Source organism: Pseudomonas sp. Root329, from assembly GCF_001424925.1.
Classification (GTDB): Bacteria; Pseudomonadota; Gammaproteobacteria; order Pseudomonadales; family Pseudomonadaceae; genus Aquipseudomonas; species Aquipseudomonas arabinosi.
The window spans coordinates 75,798-90,791 of the sequence record NZ_LMCV01000014.1 but is presented as its reverse complement, the minus strand read 5'-3'; the positions used below and the strand labels follow the sequence as shown (position 1 = coordinate 90,791).

At 59.7% G+C, this 14,994-nt stretch carries 13 protein-coding genes; 10 read left to right on the top strand and 3 right to left on the bottom strand.

Translation table 11 applies throughout. From position 1 onward, the window contains the following. Positions 1–149 precede the first annotated feature (149 nt). Positions 150–1,073 carry a TIGR03571 family LLM class oxidoreductase gene (locus ASC74_RS14450; RefSeq protein ID WP_056741992.1) on the bottom strand — a complete coding sequence of 308 codons (924 nt, stop codon included), beginning with the start codon at positions 1,071–1,073 and terminating at the stop codon, positions 150–152. 273 nt (positions 1,074–1,346) lie between these two features. Between ASC74_RS14450 and mrdA the strand changes: the two genes are divergently transcribed. Further along, positions 1,347–3,239: a penicillin-binding protein 2 gene (gene mrdA, locus ASC74_RS14445; protein ID WP_046048387.1), complete on the top strand. Its 1,893-nt coding sequence runs from the start codon at positions 1,347–1,349 to the stop codon at positions 3,237–3,239. A 12-nt stretch (positions 3,240–3,251) separates the two neighbouring features. Here mrdA and ASC74_RS14440 read toward each other — a convergent pair whose 3' ends face one another. Beyond that, positions 3,252–4,211, bottom strand: a complete 960-nt coding sequence (locus tag ASC74_RS14440) for a LysR family transcriptional regulator (RefSeq protein WP_056741991.1) — start codon at positions 4,209–4,211, stop codon at positions 3,252–3,254. 156 nt (positions 4,212–4,367) lie between these two features. Here ASC74_RS14440 and ASC74_RS14435 point away from each other — a divergent pair, with 156 nt between their 5' ends. From ASC74_RS14435 to ASC74_RS14405, 7 genes are all read left to right on the top strand, one after another. Next, on the top strand, positions 4,368–5,669 hold the full coding sequence (locus tag ASC74_RS14435) for an MFS transporter (RefSeq protein WP_056741990.1): 1,302 nt from the start codon (positions 4,368–4,370) through the stop codon (positions 5,667–5,669). Next, entirely contained in the window at positions 5,666–6,421 is a 756-nt protein-coding gene (locus tag ASC74_RS14430; protein WP_056741989.1) for a class II aldolase/adducin family protein, read from the top strand. The genes ASC74_RS14435 and ASC74_RS14430 overlap by 4 nt, the downstream gene beginning before the upstream one ends. Beyond that, positions 6,418–7,359 (top strand): 2-hydroxyacid dehydrogenase, encoded by a 942-nt coding sequence (locus tag ASC74_RS14425; RefSeq protein ID WP_056741988.1) that lies wholly within the window; start codon positions 6,418–6,420, stop codon positions 7,357–7,359. The genes ASC74_RS14430 and ASC74_RS14425 overlap by 4 nt, the downstream gene beginning before the upstream one ends. A gap of 127 nt (positions 7,360–7,486) precedes the next feature. Then, complete coding sequence (locus tag ASC74_RS14420; RefSeq protein WP_056741987.1) at positions 7,487–8,866, top strand: MFS transporter; 1,380 nt, start codon at positions 7,487–7,489, stop codon at positions 8,864–8,866. A gap of 18 nt (positions 8,867–8,884) precedes the next feature. Further along, positions 8,885–9,277 (top strand): RidA family protein, encoded by a 393-nt coding sequence (locus ASC74_RS14415; protein WP_033061193.1) that lies wholly within the window; start codon positions 8,885–8,887, stop codon positions 9,275–9,277. Further along, a complete protein-coding gene (locus ASC74_RS14410) occupies positions 9,270–9,890 on the top strand; it encodes an RraA family protein (protein WP_056741986.1) in 621 nt (206 codons plus the stop codon). The genes ASC74_RS14415 and ASC74_RS14410 overlap by 8 nt, the downstream gene beginning before the upstream one ends. A 48-nt stretch (positions 9,891–9,938) precedes the next feature. Beyond that, a complete protein-coding gene (locus ASC74_RS14405) occupies positions 9,939–11,249 on the top strand; it encodes an OprD family porin (protein ID WP_056741985.1) in 1,311 nt (436 codons plus the stop codon). A 9-nt stretch (positions 11,250–11,258) separates the two neighbouring features. On the opposite strand, the gene ASC74_RS14400 is transcribed toward ASC74_RS14405, so the two are convergent. Beyond that, positions 11,259–12,191 carry a LysR family transcriptional regulator gene (locus tag ASC74_RS14400; protein WP_056741984.1) on the bottom strand — a complete coding sequence of 311 codons (933 nt, stop codon included), beginning with the start codon at positions 12,189–12,191 and terminating at the stop codon, positions 11,259–11,261. A 162-nt stretch (positions 12,192–12,353) separates the two neighbouring features. Here ASC74_RS14400 and ASC74_RS14395 point away from each other — a divergent pair, with 162 nt between their 5' ends. Together ASC74_RS14395 and ASC74_RS14390 are read left to right on the top strand one after the other, a co-directional pair. Beyond that, positions 12,354–13,664: an MFS transporter gene (locus ASC74_RS14395; RefSeq protein WP_056741983.1), complete on the top strand. Its 1,311-nt coding sequence runs from the start codon at positions 12,354–12,356 to the stop codon at positions 13,662–13,664. A gap of 24 nt (positions 13,665–13,688) precedes the next feature. Then, a complete protein-coding gene (locus ASC74_RS14390) occupies positions 13,689–14,918 on the top strand; it encodes a Zn-dependent hydrolase (RefSeq protein WP_056741982.1) in 1,230 nt (409 codons plus the stop codon). Positions 14,919–14,994 lie beyond the last annotated feature (76 nt).

The following is a 14,994-nucleotide window of genomic DNA, read 5'->3' as shown; positions in this document are numbered from 1 at the left end:
GGTTTCCCCATGTGAGAGTAGGTCATCGTCAAGATTAAATTCCGAAACCCCTATCTGCGTATGCAGGTAGGGGTTTTGTTTTGTCCGCAGGAAAGTGCCGTGGCGAAAAAGGGACAGTCCATCGGCTATCCCAGATTCCAGCAGCATCATTAGTGAAACTTCGGCAGAACGTATTCAGCGATCTCTTCCATAACCTCGGCAACCGGCCGCTCGCTACGACGCAGATGCAAGCCAACGTGCTGCACACCGGCTTCACGCAAAGCCTGGAGCTCATCGATCAGTGCCAGCCTCCCGCAACTGCCGCCAAAACGCACGCGTCGCATCGGTGCATGAGGATTGGCCGCCAGATCCAGGTGAACGAAGCTGATGTAGGGTTTATCGCCACCGACCTCCCGCCACAGTCCCACTCTGCGCCGATGCTCATCCGGAGTACCGGGGTAGGCGAGCCAGCCGTCCATGTGTTGGCCAATCCACGCTGGAGATTGCTGGCCAAGGCCTGCAACCAGCAATGGCACTGGCTGATCTCGCTCCGGTAACAGGCGAGCACCTTCCGGCAAGCGGCCTTCACCTTGGCTGCGCAACAACTCGACCGTATCGCGAAAGATCTCTCCCCGCTGATCGTAGTCCACACCAAATAACGGATACTCCATAGGTCGGTCACCACTGGCCACACCCAGTAGCAGACGTCCATCACTCAGTTCATCAACACTGTTGGCTGCCTTGAGCGTTAACCAAGGTTGACGTAGCGGTAATACAACCGCCGCCGTACCCAGCATAATGTTGTCGGTGATCCCTGCCAGGTAGCCAAGGTAGGAAAAGGTTTCGAACACCTGTGCCGCATCACCAAAATCGGGATCATAAACCGGTACATCGCGTACCCACAGAGCGCCGAAACCAGCCTTGTCTGCGAGGCGAGCCATAGCGGCGTGCTGCTTCAGGTCCGGAACACCAAACGGCCGCTCCTCGGCAATCCGCAGCCGCTGCCCATCGCTGGACCAATCATTATCTAGCGGCAGTTCAAGCCCAATGGAAAATCCATTGGAGCCCAGTAAACGTTGAAATCGTGGATGCATGAAAAGACTCCAGAAAAACGAAACGGAATGACATGCACCCAGTATCTACAGGCCGTCCTTCAAGAAAAATGCATGAATGGGAATATCAATCTTGAGCAAAACGCACGAGTTATAAAAAAACCGACCGTCGTTTTGGCCTTCAAGGACAACCGTTAGAGGAAATCGCACTAAAGTGACCATCCGGTTTTTGGTATGGTGCAGCTCGTTTTTTAACGGACTGATTTCAAGCCTACGGATTGGCGCCCCTTTTACAGTCAAAGAGCTGCTGCAGAAATGCCCCAACCGATACCGATCAAGGACCACGAAAAAGAGACGCGCCTGGTCAACAAAAGACTGATGGCCTGCGCCCTGTTCGTTGTCGCCATAACCTGTGCGCTGGTCGTGCGCATGTATGTCCTGCAGGTGGTCGAATTTGACTATCACTCGACGATCTCGGAAAACAATCGCGTCCATGTCCTGCCGATCACCCCTACCCGCGGATTGATTTACGACCGCAACGGTGTAGTTCTGGCGGACAACCGTCCCAGCTTCAACCTGACCATCACCCGCGAACGCGCCTCCGATGTCAAAGAGGAACTGGATGAGGTGGTCAACCTCCTGCACTTGCCGACCGAAGACCGCGCGCTGTTCGACAAGGCAATGAAGCAAGCTCGACATCCATTCGTGCCGGTCACCTTGTTCTACGAGCTCAGCGAAGAACAAATCGCCGTGTTGGCGGTCAACGAATTCCGTCTGCCGGGGATCGACGTAGAGCCACAATTCGTTCGCCACTACCCGATGGGGGCGCACTTTGCGCATTCGATCGGCTACGTCGGTCGCATCAACGAGAAAGAGTCCAAAGCCTTGGACACGGTGGAATACCGTGGCACTCAATCCATCGGCAAGACCGGCATCGAAAAATTCTACGAGTCGCAGTTGCACGGCCAGGTTGGTTACGAAGAAGTCGAAACCAACGCTCAGGGCCGGGTCCTGCGAGTGCTCAAGCACACCGATCCAATTCCAGGCAAAAACATCGTACTGAGCCTCGACGTCAAACTTCAGGAAGCCGCCGAGGAAGCCTTGGGTGATCGTCGCGGTTCGGTGGTCGCTCTCGATCCGTCGACCGGCGAAGTACTCGCGATGGTCAGTAAGCCGAGTTTCGACCCGAACCTGTTCGTCACCGGTATCAGCTTCAAGGAATACGCAGCGCTCCACGATTCCATCGACCGGCCGCTGTTTAACCGCGTACTGCGCGGCCTCTATGCACCGGGTTCGACCATCAAGCCGGAAGTGGCCATTGCCGGCCTGGACGCCGGCGTCGTTACCCCACAGACCCGCGTCTTCGACCCCGGTTATTACCAACTGCCGGACTTCGATCACAAATACCGTAACTGGAACCACAGCGGCGATGGCTGGGTGGACATGGACGCGGCGATCATGCGCTCCAACGACACCTACTTCTACGACCTGGCCCACAAACTGGGCATCGATCGCCTGCATGACTACATGGCCATGTTCGGCCTCGGCGAGAAAGTCTCGCTGGACATGTTCGAAGAGTCTGCCGGTTTAATGCCATCGCAAGCCTGGAAGCGTGCCACGCGCCGTCAGGCATGGTTCCCGGGTGAGACCGTGATCCTCGGCATCGGCCAGGGCTACATGCAGGTCACGCCGTTGCAGCTGGCACAGGCCACGGCATTGATCGCCAACAAAGGTGTCTGGAACCGGCCGCACCTGGCCAAAACCGTGGACGGTGTGGCGCCAGTGGATGAGCACCCAATACCAAACATCCTGTTGAAAGACCCGCGAGACTGGGAGCAGGTCAACCATGGCATGCAAATGGTAATGCACGACGCTCGCGGGATTGCCCGAGCGGCAGCGCTGGGCGCTCAGTACCGTATCGCCGGCAAGAGTGGTACCGCGCAAGTGGTGGCGATCAAGCAGGGCGAACGTTACAACCGGGCGAAAACCCTGGAGCGTAACCGAGACAACGCCTTGTTCGTCGGTTTCGCCCCGGCCGAACATCCGAAGATTGTCATCTCGGTGATGATCGAAAACGGCGAGGCCGGTGGTCGCGTCGCAGGTCCTGTGGTGCGGCAGATCATGGACGCCTGGCTACTCGATCAGGACGGCCACTTGAAGCCGCAATACGCTACACCTAGCAAAGCACCGGGTGATCCTCACGTCTAAGCGATCAAGGCTTCACAGCACCGGCTCACGAATACTGAGCATGTGCTGGAAGCTTTCGAGGAATACGGTTTCGGCCTGACTCATCTTCTGCTCACGATTCCACAGCAGCTGGATATCGAAATCCACCACCCCATCTTCCGGCGGCAAACGCCAGAGCAAACCTTGCTCGACATCCCTTCGTACCAGGTGCGTCGGCAGGCAGCCAATGCCGAACCCTGAACAGATCAAGCGATAAATCTCTTCGAAACTCGTCGATGAAGCGACGATCTTGCCGGTAAAGCCCTGTTGGTCGCGGAACAATGTCAGGGGCGAAAGATTGCCCCCCAGTTGATCGCTGGTGAAGCTGACAAAGTTCTCCGCCGCGAGCTGTTCCAGGGGCAGATTCTCTTGCCCGAACAGTCGATGACGCTGCCCACAAAAGTACGCATAAGTCTCACGAAACAGTACTCGCTGCTCCAGCCGCGGCTGCGGTAAACGGCACAGGCCGACGCCAATGGTCGCTGTCTTTTGCAGCAGTGAACTGATGATGTTCGAGCTGCCCATCACCTCGACTTCAAACTCGATTTTTGGATGAGTTTCGTGGAAATCGGCGAGGAACTCGTCGTAATGTCGTGCTTGCACGCCGCTGACGGTAAGGATGCGAATCTTGCCGACCACGTCGTCGTTACGACTTTCTACCACCGTGCCCAGACGCGAAATATCGCCGTAAATATCCGCCGCAATACGCAGGACTTCCTCCCCGGTTTCCGTCAGGTCAAACCGTCGCCCGCTGCGGGCAATCAACACACATTCCAACTGTTCTTCCAGCCGTTTCAGTGCCTGGCTGACGGCTGACTGCGTGATGTGCAATCGCGCGGCGGCCCGGCTCATGCTGCCTTCCTGGCCGATCACCAAATAGGTGCGTAGGAGGTTCCAGTCGAGGCGGTCATTCAGAAAGCGGCGACCGACCCAAGGGTTAGAAGTGGAGGGCATAAAACTCCTGGTAGTAGCAAGGCTAATAGTAAAGATAAGAATTTGAAAATTGACTAATCCTGGCACGGAAGCGATAAAGCTAACAAGCGCCACAGAGTGCAACCCGTAAACAGCCTTCAGTACCTGCCCAAAACTATAAATACACAGGGTCCTTGCATGCACACTACCCCTCAACCGCGTCGAGCGGCGGCGGCAGCCTTCATTGGCACGACCATCGAGTTCTACGACTTCTACATCTATGCCACGGCGGCCGCGCTGGTGCTCGGGCAAGTGTTTTTTCCCAGCCACGACCCGGTGATGAGTACCCTGGCAGCGTTCGGCAGTTTCGCCGTCGGCTTCATCGCTCGCCCAATGGCCGGCATGGTGTTCGGTCATCTCGGTGATCGCCTGGGTCGCAAGAAAATGCTGCTGGTGACCATGGCCCTGATGGGGTTGGCGACCGCCGGCATCGGTCTGTTGCCCAGCTACGCCAGCGCCGGTATCTGGGCCCCGATCGGCCTGATCGTGCTGCGGTTGATTCAGGGCATTTCAGTTGGTGGCGAGTGGGGCGGGGCGGTGTTGATGGCCAGCGAGCACGCCCCGGCCAAGCGCAAGACTTTCTACGCCTCGTTCGCCCAACTCGGCAGCCCGGCCGGTTTGCTGCTGGCGTTGATCGCCTTTCGCCTGGTGACATCCCTTGAGCCAGAGGACTTCCTCGCCTGGGGCTGGCGTCTGCCGTTTCTCGCCAGCGGTGTGTTGATGATGGTCGGCCTGATGATCCGTTCCGGTGTCCACGAGTCGCCGGAGTTCGCCAAGGCCCGGGACAACAACGAGACTTCCAAGTACCCGGTGAAGGACGTGATCCGCACCTGCTGGCGGCAGATCCTGTTTGCTGCCGCCGCCGTGACCATCGGTTCGGCCGGGTTCTTCTTTACCAATACCTTCATGATCACCTACGTCACCCAGTATCAAGGCATCGCGCGCTCGACGATTCTCGATTGCCTGTTCCTGGTGACCGTCATTCAGCTGCTCTCGCAACCGCTCTCCGCGTTGCTGGCCGAGCGCATCGGCGAAGGCCGCTTCCTCAAACTCGTCGCGCTGCTGTGCATGGTCACGCCGTACCCGATGTTCATGTTGGTGGGCACACAGAACATTGTGCTGATGACCGTCGGCATTGCTCTGGCGGTGGTGATTCTCTCGGCGCTGTACGCGGTGATCGCCGGTTACATGACCCAGGCGTTCCCGGTGCACCTGCGCTACTCGGGCATTTCTATCGCCTACCAACTCAGCTGCGCGCTGGCCGGCGGCACCACGCCGCTGATCGGCACGCTGCTGGCGAGCAAGTTTTCCGGACAATGGTTGCCGCTGGCGGTGTTCTTCACCTTGCTCTCGGCCCTGTCCTTGATCGGTGTTTGCGGCCTGGCCCGCCTGCGCGCCAACCCGGTCGTCACCCACGCTGCTAAAGAGGTGTATTCGTGAGTAAACCTGAACACATCGGCCCGGTTGAATGGCAAGCCCGTTGCGAACTGGCCGCGCTGTATCGCCTGGTCGCGCACTTTCGCATGACCGACCTGATCGACACCCACATCACCCTGCGAATTCCAGGGCCGGAGCACCACTTCCTGATCAACCGCTACGGGGTGATTTTCGACCGCATGCGCGCTTCGGACCTGGTGCGTATCGATCAGGACGGGCGAGTCGTCGATCCGGAGTATGAAGGTCATCGGGTCAACGCCGCCGGCTTCGTCATTCACTCGGCGATCCACATGGCCCGCCCGGATCTCAACTGCGTAATCCACACCCACACGGCCGCCGGCATGGCGGTCGCCGCCCAGAAGCACGGTTTGCTGCCGATCAGTCAGCACGCGCTGAAGTTCTACGGAAAATTGGCGTATCACACCTATGAAGGCATCGCGCTGTCACTGGATGAGCGCGAGCGTTTGATTGCCGATCTGGGCCCGCACCGGGCGATGATCCTGCGCAATCATGGACTGTTGGTCGGTGGTTCTGGCGTGGCCCAGGCGTTCCAGGAGATTCACTTTCTGGAACGTGCCTGTCAGGCGCAGGTGGCGGCGTTGTCCGGTGGTTCGGCGCTGCATTATCCGTCCCCGGAAGTCTGCGCACACACCGCCGAGCAGTTTGACCGCGATGAGCAGGACAACATCATCGACCTGGCCTGGGAGGCCGCCCTGACCCTGATTGAATCCCAGCGCGAGTCCTACTTATCGTGAAAGCCGTCACCAACACCGTGGTTTTGCTGTCCCGCGACACCTTGCTGCTCAAGCAATTGCAGGCTGCCTTTGCCCGCAGTGCGCCGCAACTCAAGGCAGTCCTGGCCGATGATCCGTTGGCCAGGAATGCGCAGATTGCCGCGTGCTGGTTTCCCTTGCCGGGCAGCCTCGCCGCATTGCCGAACCTGCAAGTCATTCACTCGGTAGCCGCCGGCATCGATCACCTCGATCACGACCCGTCGTGCCCGGATCTGCCGATCTGCCGAGTGGTCGATCCCGGCCACCGCCAAGGCATGACCGAGTACGTGCGCTGGGCGGCGATTCACTATCACCGCGGCTTCGATCAGGTGCTGTTGCAGCAACAGGACCAGCGTTGGGAGCGGCCGCTGCAACGGGCGGCGGGGCAGTTCAAGGTCGGGGTGATGGGGCTTGGGTCGTTGGGCAGCGCGATTGCCCAGGACCTGGCCGCCGCCGGCTACGACGTCCGTGGCTGGGCGCGCCGCAGCAAGGACTTGCCGGGCGTACAGACGTTCGCCGGTGCGGAAAAGCTGAACCCGTTTCTCGATGGATTGGAGTTGCTGATCAACCTGTTGCCGCTGACCAGCGAAACCCGCGGCATCCTCGGCAGCGCAACGTTCGAGCGACTCGCCAATGGCGCCGCGCTGGTCAATTGTGGGCGCGGCGGTCATCTGAATATCGACGACCTCGAACAAGCCCTGGCCCGAGGAAAACTGCGCGGTGCGTTGCTGGATGTTTTCGAACAAGAACCGCTGCCGGTCGATCACCGTCTCTGGACTATGCCCGGCGTCACCATCACCCCGCACATGGCGTCCGCGGCCTCTCACGACTGTATCGCCGAACAAGTAGCAGAGAACTTTCGCCGTTTAAATAGCGGAGAACCGTTATTGAATTGTGCGGACCGGACACTCGGTTATTAATTAAAAAGCGCCTTGCGAATTCGCCCATTTAATTGGGCGATCTATAACAACAGTCCCTCACCTCGAACGTTTTACTGCCAGTTAAAACAATTAAATACGAGTTCCTGATGAACTCCTGGAGACAGTAATGAGCGATCTATCGCCTGTAGAAAAGTCCGGCGCACCTCCGGAAGTTGCAGTCAGCATGAAAAAAGTTGCCGTGGCCAGTGTGATTGGCACCACCGTGGAATGGTACGACCTGTTTGTGTTCGCCACGGCTTCGGCGCTGGTGTTCAACAAAGTGTTCTTTCCGGATTTCGATCCGTTGATCGGTACATTACTGGCATTCGGTACGTTTGCTTCGGCCTACCTGGCCCGGATTGTCGGCGCGGCACTGTTCGGGCATTTCGGTGACCGTTTGGGACGCAAGTCGATGTTGTTGGTTTCACTGTTGACCATGGGTGCCGCTACGTTCGCCATCGGGTTACTACCCAATTACGCGGCCATTGGTATCTGGGCGCCGATCCTGTTGTTGCTGCTGAGGGTGATTCAAGGCCTGGCGTTGGGTGGCGAGTGGGGCGGTGCGGTGCTGATGGCGGTGGAACATGCGCCGGCCAACAAACGCGGTTTGTACGGCTCATGGGTACAGATCGGCGTTCCGGCCGGGACCATGATTGCCAACCTGGCCTTCCTGCTGATTGCCGCGTGGCTATCCCCTGAAGACCTGTTGGCCTGGGGCTGGCGTATCCCGTTCCTGGGCAGCGTGCTGCTGATCGCCGTGGGCTTGTACATCCGTTTGAACATCTCTGAAACCCCGGCCTTCAACAAGGTCAAGGAAGCCGAGGTGCAAGTGAAAATGCCGCTGGCGGAAGTGTTTCGCAAGTACTGGAAACAAGTCGTGCTGGGCGGGATCGCCACCATGTCGACCGGGGCGTCGTTCAACATCATCGTTGCCTTCGGCCTGACCTACGGCACGCAGAATCTGGGGTTCAGCCGCAGCGTGATGCTTGGCGTGGTGTTGCTGTCCTGCGCCTGGTGCATCGTTATGCTGCCGGTGTTCGGCGCGCTGTCGGACCGTTACGGACGCAAGCCGATCATCGTTGCCGGCATCGTCGCCGAAGCGTTGGTGGCGTTCCCGCTGTTCTGGTTGATGGACACCAAAGAGTTACCCTGTGTGATCTTCGGCTACCTGCTGTTGATGACGGCCTTCGCGGCCAATTACGGGCCGATCGCCACCTTCCTCGCCGAACTGTTCGGCACTCGGGTGCGCTATTCCGGGTTGTCGATCAGCTACATGTTGTCCGGTCTGCTCGGCAGTGCCGCGACGCCGATCGTCACCACCGCATTGCTGGCCGCGACCGGCAAAGGCTCTTCGGTGGCCTGGTACATGATCGGTGCAGCGTTGATTTCGCTGGTGGCGCTGTTGTTGCTGACCGAGACCTTCAAGCGAGACATCAGTGAAGTCCCAGCGGCAGTGCCGGCCAACGAGCCAGCCCTCGGCAAACCTGTCAAATCGGCCGCCGCCTGATCAATGGAGTTCAACAACATGCGCAGAATTCAGTCAGCCCCGGGCTTCATCGGCCCGGTCGGCCCTTACTCCCAAGCGGTGGTCAGCGGCCACCTGGTGTTCACCGCCGGGCAGATTCCGGCCCAGAGCGGGCTCGATGACCAGCCCGCCCACTTCACCGAACAAGTGCGACAAACCTTGCGCAATCTGGAAGCGATTCTGATTGAAGCCGGGTCCGATTTCAGTCACGTGATCAAGGTTAATGCGTACCTCACCGATCCCGCGCAGCTGGAGCCGTTCAACGCGGTGTATCGCGAGTTTCTCGGCCATGCGCCGCCGGCACGCACCACGGTGTGCGTGGCGTTGTGGGGTGTGTCGCTGGAAATCGACTGTGTTGCCGAGTTGATTGCCAAGGAGGCGCAACATGGATGAATCGCAGCTGATCGAGCAGCTCAACGCGGTGAGTTTTCCGACCCTCGGGCATTTTCTCGAGGAGGGCTTTGCCGACTCGCAACTGCGGGCCATGGTGCCCAATGTGAAACTGGTCGGCCGCGCGCTGACCCTGAAACTGGTGGGCGCCGATGCCATCGCGGTCAACCAGGCCCTGGCGCTCATCCAGCCCGGCGATGTGCTGGTGATCGACACCGATGGCGACTGGCAACACGCGCCGGTGGGCGCCGTCACCAGTTGCGCGGCGCGCTGCGCCGGTGCGGTGGGGATCGTGGTGGACGGCGCGGTGACCGACTTGCTCGAACTACGCGAGACCGGCCTACCGGTCTTCGCCCGCGGCACCAGCCTGCTGACCACCAAGTTGCATGGCCGTGGCGACAGTCAGATCAATCAGCCGATCCACTGTGCCGGCGTCACGGTGCATCCCGGGGATTTCGTGCTGGCGGACGACAACGGCGTGCTGTTTCTCGATCCGGTCACCGCGCAAAACGTCATCGAGCGCGCGCTGGCATCGGACCGGGCAGAACCGCAACTGCTGACCCGGTTAATGGAAGGCGAACCGGTGTCCAGTGTCTTGAGTATCAAACTTTCTTAATGACCGGCAGCCAGCGCAAAAGCTGGCTGCTCAGGAACTTCAAAATCAATGAACAAACAACCGTTGGCACTTATTGCGATCGGCAGTGCGCTATTCAGTCCGTTAAGCATGGCGGACTTTATTAAAGACAGTAAAGCGACCCTCGGGATGCGTAACTATTACTTCAATAACGATAATCGCGATGGCGCCGCGAGCCCTTCAAAAACCGAAGAGTGGGCGCAGGGTTTCATGCTCAACTATCAGTCCGGATTCACCGAAGGCACCGTCGGCTTTGGTGTTGATGCGTTAGGCCTGCTGGGTATTCGCCTGGACAGCGGTGACGGTCGCCATGTCGGCAGTTCGATGATCCCCAACGATGGCAACGGCGCAGCCGAGCAATGGTCGCGTTTCGGTGCGACGGCGAAGATGCGCTTTGCCCAGACTGAAATGCGTTACGGCACCCTGACGCCGAAGTTGCCGATTCTGCAGGCCAATGACGGGCGGCTGCTGCCGCAGACGTTCGAGGGTGGGCAGATCGTCTCCAATGACTTCGAGCACCTGACCCTGACCGGTGGTCATCTCGAACACGCCACGGGCCGCGGTTCCAGCGACAGCACCGGACTGGCCGTGGCCGGCGGCACCCGGGAAAGCAACGCGTTCAATTTTGCCGGTGCCGATTACAAAGTCACCGATGCGCTTCTGGCGCAGTACTACTACGCCACTCTCGAAGACTATTACCAACAGCATTTCGCCGGTCTGGTTCACAACCTGACACTGGGGGATTTCGGCGCGCTGAAAACCGATCTGCGCTACTTCAAGACCTCCGCCGACGGTGCCAATGACTCGGCCAGCGGTCGGGCCAGCGGCTACCGTACCAGCGGTTATACGCAGAACGGCGACGGCAAGATCGACAACAATACCTGGAGCCTGGCGTTCACCTGGAGCATCGGCGCTCATGCGCTGATGGCCGGTTATCAGCAGGTGTCCAGTGACAGCGGATTCGTGCAGCTCAACCAGGGTGGTTTACCGGACAAAGGCGCTGGAGGCGCCAGCGTCTACCTGCTGACCGACCGCTACATCCAGAACTTCACCCGCGCCGGTGAACGTACCGGTTTTGCCCAGTACAGCTACGATTTCGCGGCTCTCGGCGTGCCGGGGCTCAAGGCTTCGGCGATGTACCTCTCAGGCAGCGGCATTAAAACGGTGGCCGGACCTGAGCAAGAGGAATGGGAGCGGGACCTGAGCCTCGACTACGTGATCCAGAGCGGGCCGTTGAAAAACGTCGCACTGGGTTGGCGCAACGGTATGTCGCGCAGTGAAGCGTCGCGCGATGCGGACCAGAACCGCCTGGTGGTCAGCTACAGTCTGCCGTTGTTCTGATCGGGTAACTCAGTCCAGCAAGCACTGTTGCAGGCTCTCGAGAAAGATCGTCTCGGCCCGGCTCATGCGCTGCTCGCGGTTCCACAGCAAATGAATGTCCACATCGGCAATCCCTTCGTGGGGCGGCAGGCGCCAGAGCAATCCGGCGTCGACGTCCGCCGCCACCACGTGCTCGGGTAAACAGCCGATCCCGTACCCGGCGATCACCAGTCGCCGGACTTCTTCCAGGCTCGGTGACGAGGCGACGATCCGTCCGCTGAAACCTTGCTGATCACGAAAAATCGTCAGCGGCGAGAGCATGCCGCCGATCTGGTCGCTGGTGAAACTGACGAAGTTCTCCCGCTGCAAATCCCCTTCGGCAACGTTCTGTTGGCCGAACAGCGCATGGTGCTTACCGCAGAAAAACGCATAGCGCTGACGCAGGAACAGCCGTTGTTCCAGGCGCGGTTGTGGGCGGCGATTGAGGCTCAGGCCGAGGGTGGCGGTTTTTTCCTGGAGGGCGCTGACGATGTCGGAACTGCGCATCACGTCGACTTCCAGATCCACTCGCGGGTGCTGCCGATGAAAGTCCGCGAGGAAGTCATCGAAGCGCTCCGAAAAGATCCGGCTGATGATCAGCAATCGAACCCTGCCGATCACTTCGTCGGCGGGTTGCTCCAGCACGCTGCTGACCTGGGACATCTGCCCGTAGATTTCCCCGGCCAGTTCGAAGATCTGCTCGCCGACTTCGGTCAGGGCAAACCGTGGCCCGCGACGGGCGATCAGTTGTCGGCCCAGTTGCTCCTCCAGACGCTTCAACGCCTGGCTCACCGCCGGTTGTGTCAGGTGCAGGCGGGCGGCGGCGCGGCTGATGCTGAGCTCCTGACCGATCACCCGAAAGGTGCGCAGCAGGTTCCAGTCCAGACGGTCATTGAGCAGGCGTTGTACATCGCGTTCGGCCATGGCGGCTCTCGATTATAAGCTGTCGTAATAGTCCGCATAATAAATAGAAAATTGACTAATCATAGCCCCGAGACGATAAATCATCTCCAGACAGGCGCCGTCAGAGCGCCTTGATTTTGCAGTTTCACTCCTGCCAAAAAAATAACCAAAGGAGACCGACCCATGAAGCCCCACGCTTCTCCTCAGCCGCGCCGTGCGGCAGCCGCAGCCTTTATCGGCACCATGATCGAGTGGTACGACTTTTACATCTATGCCACCGCTGCTGCGCTGGTATTTGGCGCGCTGTTCTTCCCCTCCGACGACAAACTGTTCAGCACCATGGCCGCCTTCGGCACCTTCGCCGTGGGCTTTTTTGCGCGGCCGTTGGGCGGGATTATCTTCGGCCATATCGGCGACCGCATCGGCCGTAAAAAGTCGTTGATCATTACGTTGCTGATGATGGGCGTGGTCACGGTCTGCATCGGTTTGCTGCCGACCTACGCACAAATCGGCGCAGCGGCGCCGGTGTTGCTGATCCTGCTGCGCATCGTCCAGGGCATTGCCGTCGGTGGTGAGTGGGGCGGGGCGGTGTTGATGGCCGGCGAGCACGCGCCGAAAGGTCGACGCAACTTCTTCGCCTCCTTTGCGCAACTCGGCAGCCCGGCCGGTTTGATCCTGTCGTTGCTGGCCTTCAGCGCAGTCACCCGTTTGCCGGAAGAGGACCTGATGAACTGGGGCTGGCGCCTGCCGTTCCTCGCCAGTTCGTTGTTGCTGCTGGTGGGCCTGGCGATTCGTCTGGGCGTGAATGAGTCGCCAGAGTTCCTCGCCAGCCGCGAACTGGCCCGCAAAAGCACACGCAAGGAGCAGGCGCCGGTCATGGAGGTCCTGCGTACCGCGTGGCGTCCGCTGCTGCTGTGCATCGGCGCCAACACCCTCGGGATCGCCGGGGTGTATTTCACCAACACCTTCATGATCGCCTACACCACCCAGCAGCTCGAATTGCCGCGCTCACTGATTCTTGAGTGCCTGTTTGTGGTGGCGATCATTCAGTTCTGCATTCAACCACTGGCGGCGTGGGTCGCCGAGAAAATGGGCGCCACGCGATTCCTGTGCCTGGTGTCGTTGTTGGCCATCGCCTCGCCGTACCCGATGTTTGTGCTGGTCAGCTCGGCCCAGGCGCCGCTGATCATCCTCGGCATCGCCCTGGCGGTGGTGTGCATGGCGTCGTTCTACGCGGTGATCGCCGGTTACGTCAGCGGCATGTTCGAAACCCGCGTGCGCTACACCGCGATTTCGTTGGCCTATCAGATTTGCGGCGCCGTGGCCGGTGGCCTGACGCCGCTGATCGGCACCTTGCTGGCACACAAGTTCGCCGGCCAATGGTGGCCGATGGCGGTGTTCTACAGCCTGATTGCCGCGACTTCGCTGATCTGTGTCCTGTCCCTTGCCCGTCGCCATGCCAGCGCTGAACGCCTCGAAATGGCCAACGCTTAATTAACGTATTCCCAGGAGTAACTCATGTTGAAAATTAATGGTGAACGCCTCTGGGCGAGTCTGATGGACATGGCCGAAATCGGCGCCACCGCCCGTGGCGGCAGCTGCCGCCTGGCCCTGAGCGATGAAGACAAGGCCGGTCGCGAACTGTTTTCCCACTGGTGCCACGAAGCCGGTATGACCCTGAGCGTGGACGCTATCGGCAACCTGTTCGCCCGCCGCGCCGGCACCGACCCTGATGCCGCGCCAGTGATGATGGGCAGTCACCTCGACACTCAGCCTGAAGGTGGGCGTTTCGATGGCGTCTACGGCGTACTCGCCGGCCTGGAAGTGGTGCGTTGCCTGAATGACCTCGGCATCCAGACCCGCAAGCCGCTGGAAGTGGCGGTGTGGACCAACGAAGAAGGCGCACGCTTCACCCCGGCAATGTTCGGTTCGGCGGTGTTCACCGGGATCATGCCACTGGACGCAGCGCTGGCGGTGCGTGACATCAACGGCATCAGCGTTGCCGAGGCGTTGCAACGCACCGGTTACGCTGGCGAGCGCCCATTTGGCGGCGCGGTGGATGCGTACTTTGAAGCGCACATCGAACAAGGGCCGATCCTAGAAGACAACGCCAAAAGCATCGGCGTGGTCAGCGGTGGCCAGGCGATTCGCTGGCTCGACGTGCGGGTCGAAGGCATGGCCGCCCACGCCGGCACCACGCCGATGCCGCTGCGCAAAGACGCCTTGTACGGCGTCGCACAAATGATCCAGGCAATCGAAGGCCTGGCCAGCGATTTCACCCCCGAAGGACTGACCACCGTCGGCGAGTTGAGCATCAACAAGTCCTCGCGCAATACCATTCCGGGCTTGGTGAATTTCACCGTCGACCTGCGTCATCACCGCGACGAAGCCATTGAGGCCATGGAGCAGCAAGTCCGCGAGCGGCTTCAGGCGATTGCCGATAGCCGAGGCTTGAACCTGACGATTACGCGTCACTGGATCAGCCCGGCAACACCGTTCGATGCCGATTGCGTGGCGGCCGTGCAGCAGGCGGTGGACGCGCTGGGCTACGCTCAGCAATCGATTGTCAGCGGCGCCGGGCATGATGCGATTCATCTGGCGCGGTTTTGCCCGACGGCGATGGTGTTCATTCCATGCGTTGGCGGCTTGAGCCATAACGAAGCCGAAGACGTGCTGCCTGAAGATGTGCGTCAGGGCACTGATGTCTTGCTCAATGCTGTGCTGGCCCGCGCAGGCAGAATTGAATAAATACAATCCCTGTGGGAGCGAGCTTGCTCGCGATAGCGGTGGATCAGTCGCCATCAATGTTGAATGTGCTGACCTC

Bases quoted from the DNA above. Each gene is read 5' to 3' on its own strand.
- ASC74_RS14415 (WP_033061193.1), top strand. From the start codon at position 8,885: ATGCGCAGAATTCAGTCAGCCCCGGGCTTCATCGGCCCGGTCGGCCCT.
- ASC74_RS14440 (WP_056741991.1), bottom strand. From the start codon at position 4,211: ATGCCCTCCACTTCTAACCCTTGGGTCGGTCGCCGCTTTCTGAATGAC.
- ASC74_RS14395 (WP_056741983.1), top strand. From the start codon at position 12,354: ATGAAGCCCCACGCTTCTCCTCAGCCGCGCCGTGCGGCAGCCGCAGCC.
- ASC74_RS14410 (WP_056741986.1), top strand. From the start codon at position 9,270: ATGGATGAATCGCAGCTGATCGAGCAGCTCAACGCGGTGAGTTTTCCG.
- ASC74_RS14450 (WP_056741992.1), bottom strand. From the start codon at position 1,073: ATGCATCCACGATTTCAACGTTTACTGGGCTCCAATGGATTTTCCATT.
- ASC74_RS14405 (WP_056741985.1), top strand. From the start codon at position 9,939: ATGAACAAACAACCGTTGGCACTTATTGCGATCGGCAGTGCGCTATTC.
- ASC74_RS14420 (WP_056741987.1), top strand. From the start codon at position 7,487: ATGAGCGATCTATCGCCTGTAGAAAAGTCCGGCGCACCTCCGGAAGTT.
- ASC74_RS14400 (WP_056741984.1), bottom strand. From the start codon at position 12,191: ATGGCCGAACGCGATGTACAACGCCTGCTCAATGACCGTCTGGACTGG.
- ASC74_RS14435 (WP_056741990.1), top strand. From the start codon at position 4,368: ATGCACACTACCCCTCAACCGCGTCGAGCGGCGGCGGCAGCCTTCATT.
- mrdA (WP_046048387.1), top strand. From the start codon at position 1,347: ATGCCCCAACCGATACCGATCAAGGACCACGAAAAAGAGACGCGCCTG.
- ASC74_RS14390 (WP_056741982.1), top strand. From the start codon at position 13,689: ATGTTGAAAATTAATGGTGAACGCCTCTGGGCGAGTCTGATGGACATG.